The sequence below is a fragment of the Arthrobacter saudimassiliensis genome (assembly GCF_059090665.1).
Genome location: NZ_JBNHFX010000003.1, coordinates 182,303 through 198,334, shown reverse-complemented (window position 1 = coordinate 198,334; position 16,032 = coordinate 182,303). Strand labels below are relative to the sequence as shown.

At 70.2% G+C, this 16,032-nt stretch carries 15 protein-coding genes; 8 read left to right on the top strand and 7 right to left on the bottom strand.

What is annotated here, in order from left to right:
- Positions 1-24: 24 nt before the first annotated feature.
- Positions 25-1,848, bottom strand: a complete 1,824-nt coding sequence (locus tag AC5RV6_RS12185) for an acetyl/propionyl/methylcrotonyl-CoA carboxylase subunit alpha (protein ID WP_494007593.1) — start codon at positions 1,846-1,848, stop codon at positions 25-27.
- A gap of 234 nt (positions 1,849-2,082) precedes the next feature.
- On the opposite strand from AC5RV6_RS12185, the gene AC5RV6_RS12180 reads away from it, so the two are divergent.
- On the top strand, positions 2,083-3,069 hold the full coding sequence (locus tag AC5RV6_RS12180; RefSeq protein ID WP_494007592.1) for a hypothetical protein: 987 nt from the start codon (positions 2,083-2,085) through the stop codon (positions 3,067-3,069).
- Positions 3,070-3,374: 305 nt separating this feature from the next.
- Here the strand turns inward: AC5RV6_RS12180 and AC5RV6_RS12175 are convergent, their stop codons facing one another.
- From AC5RV6_RS12175 to AC5RV6_RS12150, 6 genes are all read right to left on the bottom strand, one after another.
- Positions 3,375-4,007: a Maf family protein gene (locus AC5RV6_RS12175; RefSeq protein ID WP_494007591.1), complete on the bottom strand. Its 633-nt coding sequence runs from the start codon at positions 4,005-4,007 to the stop codon at positions 3,375-3,377.
- Between the two features lie 373 nt (positions 4,008-4,380).
- Positions 4,381-5,904 (bottom strand): dicarboxylate/amino acid:cation symporter, encoded by a 1,524-nt coding sequence (locus AC5RV6_RS12170; protein WP_494008079.1) that lies wholly within the window; start codon positions 5,902-5,904, stop codon positions 4,381-4,383.
- Between the two features lie 201 nt (positions 5,905-6,105).
- Positions 6,106-7,824 carry a DUF885 domain-containing protein gene (locus tag AC5RV6_RS12165; RefSeq protein ID WP_494007590.1) on the bottom strand — a complete coding sequence of 573 codons (1,719 nt, stop codon included), beginning with the start codon at positions 7,822-7,824 and terminating at the stop codon, positions 6,106-6,108.
- 155 nt (positions 7,825-7,979) lie between these two features.
- On the bottom strand, positions 7,980-8,225 hold the full coding sequence (locus AC5RV6_RS12160) for an acyl-CoA carboxylase subunit epsilon (protein ID WP_494007589.1): 246 nt from the start codon (positions 8,223-8,225) through the stop codon (positions 7,980-7,982).
- Positions 8,222-9,817 (bottom strand): acyl-CoA carboxylase subunit beta, encoded by a 1,596-nt coding sequence (locus AC5RV6_RS12155; protein ID WP_494007588.1) that lies wholly within the window; start codon positions 9,815-9,817, stop codon positions 8,222-8,224. Before AC5RV6_RS12155 ends, AC5RV6_RS12160 begins: the two co-directional genes overlap by 4 nt.
- 503 nt (positions 9,818-10,320) lie before the next feature.
- Positions 10,321-10,485 carry a hypothetical protein gene (locus AC5RV6_RS12150; RefSeq protein WP_494007587.1) on the bottom strand — a complete coding sequence of 55 codons (165 nt, stop codon included), beginning with the start codon at positions 10,483-10,485 and terminating at the stop codon, positions 10,321-10,323.
- A 103-nt stretch (positions 10,486-10,588) separates the two neighbouring features.
- Between AC5RV6_RS12150 and AC5RV6_RS12145 the strand changes: the two genes are divergently transcribed.
- The 7 genes from AC5RV6_RS12145 to AC5RV6_RS12115 all read left to right on the top strand — a co-directional run bounded on the left by AC5RV6_RS12145 (position 10,589) and on the right by AC5RV6_RS12115 (position 15,999).
- The gene (locus AC5RV6_RS12145) at positions 10,589-10,726 is read left to right on the top strand and encodes a hypothetical protein (RefSeq protein ID WP_494007586.1); all 138 of its coding nucleotides are present in this window, start codon (positions 10,589-10,591) and stop codon (positions 10,724-10,726) included.
- 105 nt (positions 10,727-10,831) lie between these two features.
- Positions 10,832-11,680 carry an SDR family oxidoreductase gene (locus AC5RV6_RS12140; RefSeq protein ID WP_494007585.1) on the top strand — a complete coding sequence of 283 codons (849 nt, stop codon included), beginning with the start codon at positions 10,832-10,834 and terminating at the stop codon, positions 11,678-11,680.
- Positions 11,681-11,742: 62 nt separating this feature from the next.
- On the top strand, positions 11,743-12,639 hold the full coding sequence (locus tag AC5RV6_RS12135; protein WP_494007584.1) for a biotin--[acetyl-CoA-carboxylase] ligase: 897 nt from the start codon (positions 11,743-11,745) through the stop codon (positions 12,637-12,639).
- 40 nt (positions 12,640-12,679) lie between these two features.
- The gene (locus AC5RV6_RS12130; RefSeq protein WP_494007583.1) at positions 12,680-13,249 is read left to right on the top strand and encodes a PH domain-containing protein; all 570 of its coding nucleotides are present in this window, start codon (positions 12,680-12,682) and stop codon (positions 13,247-13,249) included.
- Positions 13,242-14,582, top strand: coding sequence for an adenylate/guanylate cyclase domain-containing protein (locus AC5RV6_RS12125; protein ID WP_494007582.1), 1,341 nt, complete (start codon positions 13,242-13,244; stop codon positions 14,580-14,582). The genes AC5RV6_RS12130 and AC5RV6_RS12125 overlap by 8 nt, the downstream gene beginning before the upstream one ends.
- A 165-nt stretch (positions 14,583-14,747) precedes the next feature.
- Positions 14,748-15,590 carry a PP2C family protein-serine/threonine phosphatase gene (locus AC5RV6_RS12120; RefSeq protein ID WP_494007581.1) on the top strand — a complete coding sequence of 281 codons (843 nt, stop codon included), beginning with the start codon at positions 14,748-14,750 and terminating at the stop codon, positions 15,588-15,590.
- A 91-nt stretch (positions 15,591-15,681) separates the two neighbouring features.
- Complete coding sequence (locus AC5RV6_RS12115; protein WP_494007580.1) at positions 15,682-15,999, top strand: DUF6457 domain-containing protein; 318 nt, start codon at positions 15,682-15,684, stop codon at positions 15,997-15,999.
- Positions 16,000-16,032 lie beyond the last annotated feature (33 nt).

Below are 16,032 nucleotides of genomic sequence, written 5' to 3'. Positions count from 1 at the left end.
GCCGTCGGGCCCTCACCGGCCGGGCTACGGCTGGTCGAGGATGCTCGCGATGACTGCGCCCGCCGGGACGGTGGCGCCGGCAACGGCGGAGAGGCCGGTGATGGTGCCGGCCTTGTGGGCGGTGAGCGGCTGCTCCATCTTCATGGCCTCCAGCACGACCACCAGGTCACCCTCGGCCACCACGGCGCCCTCCTGGACGGCGACCTTCACAATGGTGCCCTGCATCGGGGAGGTGAGCTCATCACCCGAGGCGGCAGCCGCAGCCGTGCGGGACCGTCCGGCCTTCCGGGACCGGCCGTTGCCGTTCCCGTTGGCCGGCCTGACGCCGCCCAGCGCCTCGGGCAGCACGACTTCAAGGCGCTTGCCGCCCACCTCCACCGTGACGCGTCGGCGGGCCTCGTCGTCGGCGTCGGCCGCCGCGCGGTCCCCGATCCAGGCCGGCAGGTCGTTGCGGAACTCGGTCTCGATCCAGCGGGTGTGCACCCGGAAGGGGCCCTCGGCCGGCACAAAATCCGGTTCCTGCAGTACCGCGGCGTGGAAGGGCAGCACGGTGGGCATGCCGCTGATTTCCATCTCCGCCACGGCCCGGCGGGCCCGCTCGATGGCCTGGGTGCGGGTGGCGCCGGTGACGATCAGCTTGGCGAGCATCGAGTCGAACGCGCCGCTGACCGTTTCGCCGGCCTCGATGCCGGTGTCCACGCGCACACCGGGGCCGGCGGGCAGGCGCAGGGTGCGCACGGTGCCGGGAGCGGGCAGGAAGTTCCGGCCCGGATCCTCGCCGTTGATCCGGAACTCGATGCTGTGCCCGCGGATCTCCGGGTCCCCGTAGCCGAGCTTCTCGCCTCGGGCCAGCCGGAACTGCTCGCGGACCAGGTCCAGTCCGGTGACCTCCTCGGAGACCGGGTGCTCGACCTGCAGGCGGGTGTTCACCTCCAGGAACGAGATGGTGCCGTCGCGGCCGACCAGGAACTCGCAGGTGCCCGCGCCCTGGTAGCCGGCCTCGCGCAGGATGGCCTTGGATGCTTCGTAGAGCCGGGCGTTCTGCTCGTCGGTGAGGAACGGGGCCGGGGCCTCCTCCACGAGCTTCTGGTTGCGCCGCTGCAGGGAGCAGTCGCGGGTGGAGACCACGACGACGCTGCCGTGCGCGTCGGCCAGGCACTGGGTCTCCACGTGCCGCGGGGCGTCGAGGAAACGTTCGATGAAGCACTCGCCGCGGCCGAACGCGGCGGTGGCCTCGCGGACCGCGGAGTCATAGAGGTCCGGGATCTCCTCGAGCGTGCGGGCGACCTTGATGCCGCGGCCGCCGCCGCCGAACGCGGCCTTGATGGCCACCGGCAGGCCATGCTCGGAGGCGAAGTCGATGACCTCCTGGGCGGAGGAGACCGGATCGGCGGTGCCGGGCACCAGAGGGGCACCCACCTTGGCTGCGATGTGCCGGGCCTGCACCTTGTCGCCCAGGGCCGCGATGGCCTCGGGGGAGGGGCCGATCCAGGTCAGGCCGGCGTCGAGCACCCGGCGGGCGAAGTCCGCGTTTTCGGACAGGAAGCCGTAGCCGGGATGGATCGCGTCCGCGCCGGAGCGGGCTGCGGCGTCCAGCAGCTTGTCCATGTCCAGGTATGAGTCCGCGGCGGTCTCCCCGCCCAGAGCATACGCCTCGTCGGCGAGGCGGACGTGCAGGGCGTCGCGGTCCGGTTCGGCGTAGACGGCGACCGCGGCAATGCCTTCGTCACGGGCGGCCCGGATGACCCGGACGGCGATCTCGCCGCGGTTGGCGACCAGGACCTTCGTCAGCGGCTTGAGGCTGTCCGGGGTTTCGACGCCGTCGGCGGCGGCATGGGGATTGTTCATTGATGCACTGGCTCCTTCGAATCTGTTCGGAGCCTAACGCGGTTTTGTGGCAACCGGCCATAATGCGTCACATCCCGGCGTAGTGCGCCCGGATTGTTTGTGGGGACCCTACAAGGCGGGGCTCCGGCGGAGGGGCGAGGTGGCCGGCGGCGCCAGGGCGGCGGCAGGTGATGCCCTGCCGGTTGTGGCTGTGGACAACGGCCCTTCGGCCCTGGCGGCCCGATAGAAAGAGGCATGCGCGTGCCCGAGCCGCTTCCGCCCCCGCTGTCGGAGCCTTTCACCGTCGACGAGGCTCGACAGCTGGGAGTGACTCCTGGACGGCTTCGGGCCGGTGACCTTCGCCTTCCGAGTCGGGGCATTCGGGTGCCGGTTCAGCGTGGCGGCAGCGCTGGCTCAGCGGGGTCGGCGGCAGCCCGTGCGGAACGGCGGGCCCTGGCCGCCAGTTGTAGGCCCTATCTGCAGCTGCTGCCCGACGCGGTGCTTAGCCACACCACAGCCGCGCGTCTGCACGGGATGCCGCTGCCGACGTCGTACCGCCACGAGCCCGTGCTGCACCTGACGCGGCAGCCGGGCCGCGGCGCGCCGCGACGTCGGCATGTTCAGGGCCACCGGCAGGCCCTGAATGACGATGAAGTCGTGGTCCTGGGGGATGGGCTACGTGTCACCAGTCCGGCGCGGACCTGGGTGGACCTGGCGACACTGCTGTGCGCCGATGACCTGGTTGCCGCGGGCGACTATCTGGTCTCCGAACATCGGCGCAGCTTCGGCGCGGCCCGGCGCCCCGTCGTCCCGCTGGCAGAGCTGCGCGCCTACGTCATCGGACTCGCACCTGTGCCGGGCATCCGGGCTGCGCGGCGGGCTGCGGAGCTGCTGCGGGTTGGCGTGGACTCCGCACCGGAGAGCCGTCTCCGGCTGATGCTGCACCGTGCCGGACTGCCTGAATTCACCCCCAATGAACCGCTGCTGGATGAGACGGGCCACCCGGCTGTGTGGGCGGATCTGGGCTGCCGCGAGTTCCGGACCTGTGTGGAGTACGACGGCGCACATCACCTGACGCGCGACCAGCAGGCACGCGACAACCACCGTGACCTTCTGGTCGCCGAACTCGGATGGCATCAGGTGAAGATCAGCGCTGCCGATATGCGCCTGGGTGACGCGTGGGTTGCGGCCAAGGTCGTCCGTGGGCTGGTCATGGGCGGATGGACCCGGCCAGAGCAATAAGGGGCCCGAGACGGCTGGAACGGCCCGCCCCGGCCCGGGCGAGGACTATCCGTTGTACAGCTGATGTCGCTTTAGGGTGTGCGTGGGGCGCCGCCGGCAATCTGTTGTACAGCTGATGTCGCTAAGACAGCGCCTGAGCAGCGTTATCTGTACAAACGATGCGCATGCAGGTGGCGGGACCAGCCTTATCCAGCGTTATCTGTACAAAGGATGGCCGGGAGCCGTCGCGGAGACCCACACCCGGCCTTCGACCGGGCCGACCCGGCCTTCGCCCGGGCCGGACAGGCGCTACCGGTGAACCGGCCCTACCGGTCCCACAGATCGGTGATGGAGACGCCGGCGCCGGACAGCAGCTTCCGCAGCGTCACCACGGAGAGGCCGACGACGGCGTGCGGGTCGCCGACGACCTTCTCAATGAACGCCCCGCCGAGCGAGTCGATGGTGAACGAGCCGGCCACCTGCAGCGGCTCGCCGGTGGCCACATAGGCCTCAATTTCGGCGTCGGCCAGCTCGGCGAAGTGCACCTCTGCGGAACTGAGCAGGCCCGCGGAAGTGCCGGAGCCGCCGTCGGACTCCGCCCGGCGGTCCACCAGCCAGTGCCCGGTGTGCAGCACCCCGTAGGTGCCGCTCATCCGCCGGATCCGGGCACGGGCGACGTCGGGCTCCCACGGTTTGCCGTGCGCCTCGCCCTGGAACTCGAACACCGAGTCGCAGCCGACCACCAGCGATCCCTCGGCAGCAGGCAGGGCGGCCACGGACTCGGCCTTCGCCCGGGCCAGGAGCAGCGCCGTCTCCGCAGGCGAAGGGGTGCCGGCTGCAGCCGTGACCGCGTCCTCGTCCACATCCGAGACCAGGACGCGGTGGGCGATGCCCGCGTCGGTCAGCAGCTTGGTGCGGGCGGGGGAGGCGGAGGCGAGGATCAGGCTCAGGTCAGTCACGCCCTCCAGCCTATCCAACCTCGGTCCCGGGCGGTGCGGGTCGTCGTGGTGGCCGGGCCCCAGGACCGGGAGGGTCCGGGAGGAGGCACGACGACGGCGGGTCCGGTGCGGGGCGGGCAGCCGGCTTGGGAAGCGCACTAGCAGCCCGGGGGACAGGCCCGCGCGCCGAGCACCCGCGCGGGGCGGGCCGCCCGCCGCAGTGCGGCCGCACCGAAAAGCCGCCGGGATACAGCGAAGGCCGCCCCGACAGCGGGACGGCCTTCGCCAAAAGGAAGTGCGAGATGAGGAAATCCTAGCGTGTCCTGTCAACGGTGCCGAATTCGGCAGCACCGCTGCGGGTCACATATCTGCGCCTTCCCGGCCCTGCAACGGCTCAGCCGCGGCGGACGCCGGCACCGGCGTCGGGCCCGGAACCGGTCCCGGGCGCTCCGGCGGGTACGGACACGCCGCGCCCGTCGTTCTCCTCCACCGGCACCGGAGCGGTGCGCTCGGCGTCGGTCGCCGCCTCGCCGCGGGCCTGCTCGGCCAGCAGCTCATCGGAGTCGTCGGCGAAGGGCTCGCCGCGCCTGCGGGTGTTGTACAGGTCCATGTCGATGATGCCCTGGCGCTTGGCCACGATGGCCGGCACCAGCGTCTGCCCGGCGACGTTGACCGCCGTGCGGCCCATGTCCAGGATCGGATCGATGGCCAGCAGCAGGCCGACACCGGCCAGCGGAAGCCCCAGCGTGGACAGGGTCAGGGTGAGCATCACGACGGCGCCGGTGGTTCCCGCGGTGGCCGCGGAGCCGAGCACGGAGACCAGCACGATCAGCAGGTACTGGCCCAGGTCCAGATTGATGCCGAAGAACTGGGCCACGAAGATCGCGGCGACGGCGGGGTAGATGGCGGCGCAGCCGTCCATCTTGGTGGTCGCACCCAGCGGCACGGCGAAGGAGGCGTAGCCGCGGGGCACCCCGAGGTTCCGCTCGGTGACCCGCTGGGTCAGCGGCAGGGTGCCCACGGAGGAGCGCGAGACGAAGGCCAGCTGGATGGCCGGCCACGCGCCGGAGAACCACTGCCGCACGGACAGGCCGTTGGCCTTGATCAGCACCGGGTAGACCACGAACAGCACCAGGGCCAGGCCCACGTAGACGGCGATGGCGAACATGCCGAGCGAGCCGATGGTGGTCCAGCCGTAGGTGGCCACGGCGCGCCCGATCAGGCCGATGGTGCCCAGCGGGGCGAGGCGGATGATCCACCACAGCACCTTCTGGATCACGGCCAGGGCGGAGGCGTTGAATGCCAGGAACGGTTCGGCCGCCTTGCCGACCTTCAGCGCGGCGATGCCGACGGCGATGGCGATGACCAGCACCTGCAGGACGTTGAAGTTCAGGGCGGTGGTGACGGTCTCCGGGTCGACGGCGGTCGAGGAGGCGGTCAGGCCCATGAAGTTCGAGGGGATCAGGCCGGTGAGGAAGCCCAGCCAGCTGCCGGTGCCGCCCTCGTAGCCGGCCTCGGGCAGGCCGGACGTGTTGGCGCCGGGCTGCAGGATCACGCCGAGGGCAATGCCGATCAGCACGGCAATCAGTGCGGTGATGGCGAACCACAGCAGGGTCTGCCAGGCCAGCCGGGCGGCGTTGGACACGGCGCGCAGATTCGCGATCGAGCTGACGACGGCGGTGAAGATCAGCGGCACGACGGCGGCCTTCAGCAGCGAGACGTAGCTGGTGCCGATGGTGTTCAGCGTGGTGGTGAGCCAGTTCGGCTCGCCTTCCGCGCTCTCGCCCATCTCGCGGGCCAGCAGGCCCAGGGCCAGGCCGATGATCAGGGCGGCGATGATCTGGGGCCCGAACGCGGTTACCCAGGCGGGCAGCCGCCGTCGGGCGCTGACGGGGGAGGAGGTTTCTGAGGTCACCAGAAGATGCTAGGGAAGTTTCAATAGCAGAGCATCCTCAAAGTTGCGAAATGTTACGCGCACCTTCCGCTGCCCTGCGGCCGCCGGTGAGGGCGGATCCGCTCCGGGCAAGGGATCCGACGCCGACGGGCGGCGCATTCCCGCGCCGCCCGTGACAAATATCGCATTTCCAGGGGATCAATATGACGCCCCGGGGGAGCCGTGCTAGCCGTCCAGCAGTGCCCGGCGCAGCGTGTCCAGGCCCACCGAACCCAGCCGAAGCGCCCGGGTGTGGAAGGCCTTGGCGTCGAATGCGTCGCCTTCACGGGCACGGACCTCGTCGCGGATCTGCTCCCAGAGCCGCTGGCCCAGCTTGTAGGACGGGGCCTGGCCCGGCCAGCCCAGGTAGCGGGTGAACTCAAAGTTCAGCTGCCCCTCGGAGATGGCGATGTTCTGCTTGAGGAACTCATACCCCTTCTCGGCGGTCCAGGTGCCGGAGCCCCACCGCTCGGGGATCTCCAGCTCCAGGTGCACGCCGATGTCGAAGACCACGCGGGCGGCGCGCATCCGCTGGGCGTCGAGCATGCCCATCCGGTCGCCCGGGTCGCTGAGGTAGCCCAGCTCGTCCATCAGCCGCTCCGCGTAGAGCGCCCAGCCTTCGCCGTGCCCGGAGACCCAGCAGACGTTGCGGCGCCAGGAGTTCAGCAGCCCCCGTGCGGCGGTCGCGGTGCCGATCTGCAGGTGATGTCCCGGCACCCCCTCGTGGTAGACGGTGGTGGTTTCGTTCCAGGTGCTGAAGGTGTCCTCGCCGGCGGGCACGGACCACCACATGCGGCCCGGGCGGGAGAAGTCCTCGCTGGGCCCGGTGTAATAGATGCCGCCCTCATCGGTCGGCGCGATCATGCACTCGATCGTGCGCATCTGCTCGGGAATCTCGAAGTGGGTGTCGGCGAGGTCCGCCACGGCGCGGTCGGAGAGGTCCTGCATCCACGCGCGCAGCGCGTCGGTGCCGTGCAGCTGGCGCGCGGGATCCTCGTTGAGGATCCGCATGGCCTCTTCCACCGAGGCACCCTCGCGGATCTGGTTGGCCACCTGCTCCTGCTCGGCGATGATCCGGTCCAGCTCCTCGACGCCCCACCGGTAGGTCTCTTCGAGATCGATCTCCGCGCCCAGGAAGCGGCGGGACATCAGCGCGTAGCGTTCCCGGCCGACAGCGTCCTTCTCGGGCGCCAGCGGCAGCAGCTCATCTGCCAGGAAGGTCACGAAGCCGCGGTAGCCGGCGCGGGCTTCGTCGGCGTGCACGCGCAGCTCGGCGGCGAGGTCCTGCGGCAGTTCGGTGCCGTCCCCGGCCGCCGCCTCGCTGACGAAACGGTCGAAGAATCCGCCGTCTTCGGCGTAGCGGGTGCACTGCTCGATGACGGTCCGGACCTGGCGGGCTGCGGGCAGCAGGCCCTGCTCGGCACCGCTGCGCAGCGACGTCACGTAGGAGGAAAGGGCATCGGTGACGTTGCCGAGCCGGCCGCAGATGTTGCGCCAGTCCTCGACCGTGGCGGTGGGCATCAGGTCGAAGACGGACCGGATGCCCTGGGCGGGGCTGGCGATGTTGTTCAGGTCTGCAAGATCCCAGCCGGTGGCGTGGATTTCCAGCTCCAGTTCAAGCCGCTCGTGCAGGGCGTCGAGGGTTACGCGGTCGACGTCGTCGGCCGGCTCCAGGCCCTCGAGCCGCGCCAGCGTCTCCCGGGCGGCTTCGGCGAAGTTCTCCAGCCCGGCGGGGGAGCAGTCGGGATACTCCGTCTCGTGTCCCGGGACGCCGAGGGACGTGGCGAAAGTCGGATCCAGCTCCAGCAGGCGCTCGGTCAGCGCATCGGCAACGGCGTCGATGGCGGTCGGACGGCGCGCGGCGTCGTCGGCGGGCAGGGCGGAAGGCGTTGTCTGTTCGGTCACAAGGGGAAGCCTAACCGCAAGGTAAGCGGAATCAGCAACACGGCCGAAATCAGCCGGCAGCGGCCTTGACACCCGGCTGTAACGGCGCTAGTCAGAAGCTTCCGCAGCGGGTTGAGGCGCCGGGCTGCCCGGTGAAATGTCCGGGCAGGATGAAGTCAGCGGTAGCTGCGCCGCCAGGCACCGGGTCCGGGAGCCGGCAGCAGCCGCAGCTGGCGACGGCGGGTCCAGGCCCGGGCAGCGCCCCGGCGGTCCGGTGCGGGCTCGGGTGCCGGGCCGGTGAGGCCGACGACGACGGCGGTCAGGGCCGCGAGCTCCTCAGCGGTGGGGTTTCCGCCCACCACGCGGAACAGGGGTTCGGGGGTCTGTTCGGGCTCGGGCAGCCCGATCGGCTGGGCGCTCACAGCGGAATGTTCCCGTGCTTCTTGTGCGGAAGGGCGGCGCGCTTGTCGCGCAGCGCCCGCAGCCCGCGGATGATCTGCAGCCGGGTCTCGGACGGGGCGATGACCGCGTCCACGTAGCCCAGCTCGGCGGCCTGGTAGGGATTCAGCAGTTCCTCCTCGTAGGCGTTGATGTAGCCCTCGCGGGCGGCATCGACGTCCTCCCCGGCGGCCGCGGCGGCCTTCAGCTGCGCGCGGTACAGGATGTTCACCGCGCCCTGGGCGCCCATCACGCCGATCTGCGCGGTGGGCCAGGCCAGGTTCAGGTCCGCGCCGAGCTTCTTGGAGCCCATCACGATGTACGCCCCGCCGTAGGCCTTGCGGGTGATCACTGTCAGCTTCGGCACCGTGGCTTCGGCGTACGCGTAGAGCAGCTTGGCGCCGCGGCGGATGATGCCGTTGAACTCCTGGTCGGTGCCCGGCAGGAAACCGGGCACGTCCACGAAAGTCAGGATGGGAATGTTGAACGCGTCGCAGTGGCGCACGAAGCGTGCCGCCTTCTCCGACGCCGCAATGTCCAGGGTGCCGGCGAACTGCATCGGCTGGTTCGCGACGACGCCCACGGTGTGCCCTTCCACCCGGCCGTAGCCGATGATCACGTTGGGGGCGTACAGCGCGGAGACTTCAAGGAAGTGGCCGTCGTCGATCACCTGCTCGATGACGGTGCGCATGTCGTAGGGCTGGTTGGCCGAGTCTGGAATGAGCGTATCCAGGGCGAGGTCGCCGTCGTTGGCTTCCTCGTCCTGGGCGAAAGCGGCCACCGGCGCCTCGGCGAGGTTGTTGGAGGGCAGAAAGTCGAGGAGCTCTCGCACGAACTCGACGGCGTCCTCCTCGTCCGCGGCGAGATAGGCGGACGTGCCGGTGGTGGTGTTGTGCTGGCGGGCGCCGCCGAGGGTCTCCATGTCCACGTCTTCGCCGGTGACGGTCTTGATGACGTCGGGCCCGGTGATGAACATGTGGCTGGTCTTGTCCACCATGACCACGTAATCGGTGAGGGCGGGGGAGTAGGCCGCGCCGCCGGCGGAGGGGCCCATGATCAGCGAGATCTGCGGGATGACGCCGGAGGCGTGCACGTTGTTGCGGAAGATGTCCGCGAACATGGCCAGCGAGGCGACGCCTTCCTGGATGCGGGCGCCGCCGCCGTCGAGGACGCCGATCACCGGGCAGCCCGTGCGGAGGGCAAATTCCTGGACCTTGGCGATCTTGCCGCCGTTGACCTGGCTGAGCGAGCCGCCGTAGACGGAGAAGTCCTGGCTGTACAGGGCCACCTGGCGGCCGTCAACGGTGGCGTAGCCGGAGACCAGGCCGTCGCCGAGGGGCTTCTTCTTTTCCATTCCGAAGGCAGTGGAGCGGTGCACGGCCAGGGCGTCGAACTCCACAAAGGAGCCGGCATCGACCAGCATCTCGATGCGCTCACGGGCGGTGTGCTTGCCGCGCGCGTGCTGCTTCTCGACTGCCTCGGGGCCGGCGGGAGCCAGCGCTTCGGCCTGCCGCCGCCGCAGTTCGGCGAGTTTGCCGGCGGTCGTGTGCAGGTCGGTTTGCTGGTCCAGGCTCATGGGCGTCCTTGGGTAAGTCGGGCTGCAGCCATCCGCTGCCTTAGTAGGGTCCGCATAAGCGAATCCGCGATTCCACCAGTCTAGTGAGCGTCACCACGCGCATTGGGTGTAGGAACCCTACAATTTCGCCGAACGCCCCTTGGGGCGCCGGCGCGCTGTTCTCCCGGCCGCACGAAGCGTACGTGCAGGTTACTCACAGAATTCTGGGCCGCTACGCGGTTTATTTGAGGCTCCACCCTGCTTTTGCTGTTCGGAGCACAAGTACTCTCGGCTGGTCAGGTTCTCCGCTCCTGGAATTTCAGGGCCGTCAACAGCGAGGAGCGCCACGTCATGAGCCAGCCTCAGCGTCTCAGAATCCGGGCCCTCGGCCTGGGCGTGGTCCTCATCCTGTTCTTTCTGACTATGGCGGGCCAAGCCCGGGCGGCTGCTCCGTCCGCACAGGTGAGGGCCCCGCTGGACGTGACCATCGCGCCCTGCGACGCGTCGTCGTCGGCCGGCAGTTCCTATGTGTCTGTCACTCCGACCCCGGCGCCGACCCCCACTCCGTCCCCGTCTCCGACCGAGTCCACCACCACCCCGACCCCGGGTCCGACGACGGAGACCCCGACGCCGGGTCCGACGACGGAAACCCCGACGCCGGGCAGCACGGCGACGCCCGCGTACTGCATCTGCCCGCCGTCGGCCGTAACGCCCGGGGCAGCGGCCGTGACGCCCGGGGTGGCGTCGGCTGCCCCGGGGCAGGCCGAAGCCAGCCCCGCCCCTCTGAGCTGCGTGCCCCAGACAGCCCTGGCGGACACCGGCATTGACGCCGGATCCGGCTCCCTGAACCTGGGCGTGCTGGGCCTGGGCCTGCTGGTCGCGGCGGCGGGAACGCTGCTGCTGGGCCGGTCCCGCGGGCAGCACAGCTAGGGCCCCCGGCGGACTGCCGCACGGCTCGGGCGGCGGGGAAGGTGGTGCACCCGCGGATGTTACTGACCAGTAACATAATGGCCGCGGGTGCATTACCCTGTCCGTATGACCGAGAACACAGACTCTCCCCGTTCACTGGCCGGCCGCACCATCCTGATGTCCGGCGGCAGCCGCGGCATCGGCCTCGCCATTGCCCTCCGCGCCGCAGCTGACGGCGCGAACATCGTCATGCTGGCCAAGACGGCCGAGCCGCATCCGAAGCTGCCGGGCACTGTGTATACCGCCGCGGAGGACATCGAAGCGGCCGGCGGCAAGGCCCTGCCGATCATCGGGGACGTGCGGCGCGACGAAGACGTCGCCGGCGCCGTCGAGCAGGCCGTCGAGCGCTTCGGCGGCATCGACGTCGTGCTGAACAACGCGTCGGCGATCGACCTGCGTGGAACCGACGACGTCACCATGAAGAGCTATGACCTGATGCAGGACATCAACGCCCGCGGCGCCTTCATGCTCTCCAAGTTCTCCCTGCCGGCCCTCCGCAAGTCCTCCAACGGACACATCCTGACCCTCTCCCCGCCGCTGAACCTGGATCCGAAGTGGGCCGGCGGGCAGCTGGCCTACACCATGGCCAAGTACGGCATGAGCCTGACGACCCTGGGGCTCGCGGAGGAGCTGAAGGAGGACGGCGTGGCCGTCAACTCGCTCTGGCCGTGCACCGCGATCGACACGGCCGCCATCCGCAACCTTCCGGTGCTGGGCGAGCAGGTGGCCAAGGCCTCCCGCAGCCCGCAGATCATGGCCGACGCCGCCCACGCCATCCTCACCCGCCCGTCCCGGCAGTCCACCGGACAGTTCTTCACCGACGAGCAGGTACTGCGCGAGGAAGGCATCACCGACTTCACCAAATACAGCATGGGAGCCCCCGAGGACCGGCTGGCACCGGACTTCTTCCTCTAGGGAGTCGCCGACGGCCGGTCCCGGCCCGGGCGTTGTCGGCCCGGTTGCGTAAGATCGGACCCATGCAACAGCACTACTCGGCCATGGAACGCCCGGGCCTGGACGAAGCCGGCCTGAGGACACAGCTGGTGGCTCCGGCCGGTCCGGTCTCCCGCCTCGATGTGGTGCAGCGGACCGGCTCCACCAACGCGGATCTGGCCGACGCCGCCCGCCTTGACGTTTCCGGACCGGGGCAGGCCTGGCCGGACTTCAGCGTGCTCACGGCCGAGCTGCAGACCGAAGGCCGGGGTCGGATGGGCCGCAGCTGGGAGGCTCCGGAACGCAGTTCGCTGTTCGTCAGCGTGCTGCTGCGTCCCCACGGCCCCCAGCGCCGCCCGCTGCCGACCCAGTCCTACGGCTGGCTTTCCCTGCTTGCAGCGCTTTCGCTGGCCGAAGCGGTGTCCCGGTGCACCGGCGTCGCGGCCCGGCTGAAGTGGCCCAACGATGTCATGGTGGACGGCCGCAAGCTGGCCGGGGTGCTGGCCCAGCTGGTGCCCGGCACCGGAGGCAATCCTCCGGCCGTGGTGGTTGGTGCCGGGATGAACGTTTCCCTCACCGACGAGGACCTGCCGGTGCCCACCGCCACCAGCCTGTTGATGGAGTACGCCTCCACCACCGACCGGAACGTGCTGCTGGCCGCCTACCTAAACGACTTTGCCGCCGCCTACGCCGGGTTCTGCGCCGTCGACGGCGACCCGCAGGCGCCCTGGGCCGACGGGCCGGGCCTGCTGGAGCGCCTGCGTGCGCGGATGGATACCCTGGGCAGGCAGGTGCGTGCCGAGCTGCCCGACGGCGGTTTCCTCACCGGCCGGGCGGTCGGGCTGGACGTGCACGGCGCGCTGCTGGTGGTGGACGGCCAGGGGGAGCGGCACACGGTCAACGCCGCCGACGTCGTGCATCTGCGCCCGGTGGAGCCGTGACGGAGGCGCCCGTGACGGATACGGCCCCGCTCGCGGTCCCATGCGCCTGAACCTGGCGCCGGGGGAGCGCGTCATCGTCTCCAGCCGGCCGTCGGCCCGCCGGCTGTGGCGGCCGGTTGCGGTCACTGTGCTCGCCGGCGCAGCCGCGGGATTCCTGGTGGGCTTCCTCAACCGCGATTCGGTTGCCCCGGCCCTGTCCGGGTGGGGCCCGTATCTGCAGCTCGCCGTGGTGGCCGCCGCCCTGCTGGTGGTGCTGCGCTGGTGCCTGCCCGTGGCGCTGCAGTGGTCCGCGGCCCGGTTCATCCTCACCAGCCGGAGACTGCTCCACCGCAGCGGCGTGCTGCGCCGCAGCGAGCACGAAATCTCGCTCGCGTCGGTGTACCAGCTGGAGATCCGGCAGGGAGTCAGCGACCGCATGCAGCGCTCCGGAACTCTGGTGGTGGATCTGGGGCACGGCCGGGTGGTGCCCTACCGCGGCGTGCCGGAGGTGCACCGCTTCCGGTCCCTTGTGGTCGCCGCCATAGGCCAGCTGCCAATGACCGCCATGTTCGATGGTGTAGATATGGAAGGGCATGGGGACTACGAGGACGGAGGCGGATTCGATGAGTGAGGACGGCCGGGTGCCGGGCCCGGACAGGGCCGACGAGGCCGTCCCCGCCGAAGCTGCGGAGCCCGTTCCCGAGGACGCGCGGCGGGATGCGGATGCCGTTGCCGGGGCCGAAGCGGACCCCGATGAGCGGGGCGCCGGCCCCGATGCCTCCGGAGACTTTTACACCTACGCGGAGCGGTCGCAGGGAGGCGAAGGCCCCGGCTCCGCCGAGCGGACGAACCCCGGCTCCGACCCGGAGCCGCTGACCCTGTCCATGCCGGCGTTGTCCGCGCGGCCGCGGCCCGAGCAGGCGCGGCGGAGTACCGAAATCGACCGTGAGGATGTCCGCCGGCTCGAGGCACGGCTCATCGGCGGGCCACGCACGCTCAAGCGCCGTGAGGCGGCGGCCGAGGCCGGCGTGTCCCTGCTCTCCGCCCGCAAGCTCTGGCGGGCCATGGGCTTCCCCAACCTTGACGACGATGACGTCTTCTTCACGCAGCAGGACCGCGAGGCGCTGTCCACGGTGATTGACCTGGTCCGCCAGGAACAGCTCACCGAGGAGGCCGCCATCTCGATCATGCGCTCGATCGGGCAGATGACGGACCGCATGGTCGTGTGGCAGATCGAGGCGCTGGTCGAGGAAATGGTTGTCCAGCGCGGCATCAGCGACGCCGAGGCCCGCAAGGCCCTGGTCGCCGAGATTCCGGACCTTATCGAGCCGCTGGAAAAGACCCTGGTCTACGCCTGGCGGCGGCAGCTCAACGCCGCGGTGCAGCGCCTGGCCCTGCGGGCGGAGGCCGGCCTGGCGAGCCACGGCGGCGGATCGGACGACGCGCCGCTGCCGCTGGCCCGCGCCGTCGGCTTCGCCGACCTCGTCTCCTACACCAGCCTCTCCCGCCAGATGAACGAAAAGACCCTGGCCCAGATGGTCCAGCGGTTCGAGCACAAGTGCGCCGAGATCATCTCGGTCGGCGGCGGCCGGCTGGTGAAGACCATCGGTGACGAAGTCCTGTTCAACGCCGAGACCCCCGAGGCCGGGGCCGAAATCTCGCTTGCCCTGGCGAAGGCCTTCACCGAGGACGAGCTGCTGCCCTCCGCCCGGGTCTCGCTGGTCTGGGGCAGGGTGCTCTCCCGGCTCGGCGACATTTACGGGCCCACCGTGAACCTGGCCTCCCGGCTCACATCCCTCGCGGAGCCGGGCACCGTCCTGACCGACGCGTCCACCGCAGCGGCGCTGCGCAGCAACGATCGGTTCGTGCTCATCCCGCACCCGCCGCGGACGGTGCGCGGCTTCGGCGAGATCCACCCGGTGACCCTGGCCCGCGGCACCGGGCAGGGCCTGGTCCTGGACTGAAACCGGCGGACCGTCCCGCCGCTTCAAGCGGTCGCGGGGGTGACCCGGCCTGAGCCAAAGCTGACCCGCCGCCGGATTCACGGTCCTCGCGGGGCCGGGTCGGTTAGGGTATGGAAGAGGTCTCGTAACGTGGGTCTCAATGGACTGCTGCCGGATAGGGCGTGAATGAACTCGGACGAAACGACATCCCCGGACACGGATCTGCATGCCGTTTACGGTTACGCCTCCGACCGGGGGCTGCGCCGCGAACTCAACGAGGACTCGTTGATCGCCGCTGATCCGATCTTCGCGGTCGCAGACGGCATGGGCGGCCATGAGGCGGGGGAGGTTGCCAGCAGCCTCTGCGTGCAGACCCTTGCCGAATCCGCCATCGTGGGAGAGCACCTGCCCGAACTCTCGGCAGCTGAGCTCGAAGCGCTGCTGGCGGAGGCGGACCGGCGTATCCGCGCCGCTTCCGGAGGACGTGCCGGCACCACCCTGACCGGCGCCGTCATGGTGCGGGAGGCCGGGGTGCCGCACTGGCTGGTCTTCAATGTGGGGGACTCGCGCACCTACCGGCTCAGCCGCGGCGTCTTCGAACAGATCACCGTTGACCACAGCGAGGTGCAGGAACTGGTCGCCATGGGCCAGATCACGCCGGAGGAGGCGCTCGTGCATCCCCGTCGGCACGTCGTGACGCGTGCCCTGGGCACCGGCAGCGACACCGAGGCGGATTTCTGGCTGATTCCGCTTGAACCCGGTGACCGGCTCATGGTCTGCTCCGACGGACTGACCGGTGAGGTCTCCGACTCGCAGATCGCCCAGATCCTCACCTCCGTCGCGGAGCCCCAGGAGGCCTGCGCCGACCTGGTCCAGGCGGCGCTGCGGTCCGGGGGGCGTGACAACGTGACCGTGCTGGTCATCGACGTCGAAGGCGGGCCGGCGGCCCTCAATGACGAGGCCGACGGTTCCCCGGGCACCGCCCATCGGGAGCAGTTCGACGGGGCAGGGCGCCCCGCCGCGGAATAACGGCACCCGCCGGCGGTCGTTGTTCCGCTGCCGCCGGGAGTGCTAAAGCTAGCAACCAGCAGGACCGTCACCGCACCGCAAAGGAGCCACTATGAGCACGGAACCGGATATGGAAGACATCAACCTGTCGGACTGGAGCCGCCGGCTGACACAGGCGCTGCAGATCCTGGACCTGGAAGTGGATCTCCAACTGCTGCGGACGTTGAATGAGAAGGCCGGGGACTCGGTGGGCCCCGACGCCGGACTCGTCAGCAGCTTCCTGGTCGGCTATGCCGCCGCTCTGACGGTCAGCAGCGGACACAAGGCGCCGGGCGAGGCCGTGGACAAGGCCGCGGACACTGTGCTGCAGCTGTCCGAGACCGGTCTGGACGGCCCTGACGTTCCCGGCTGGAAGGGCTCTGCCCAGTAGGAACGCACCAGCCTTAACGCCTGCAGGCCGGGA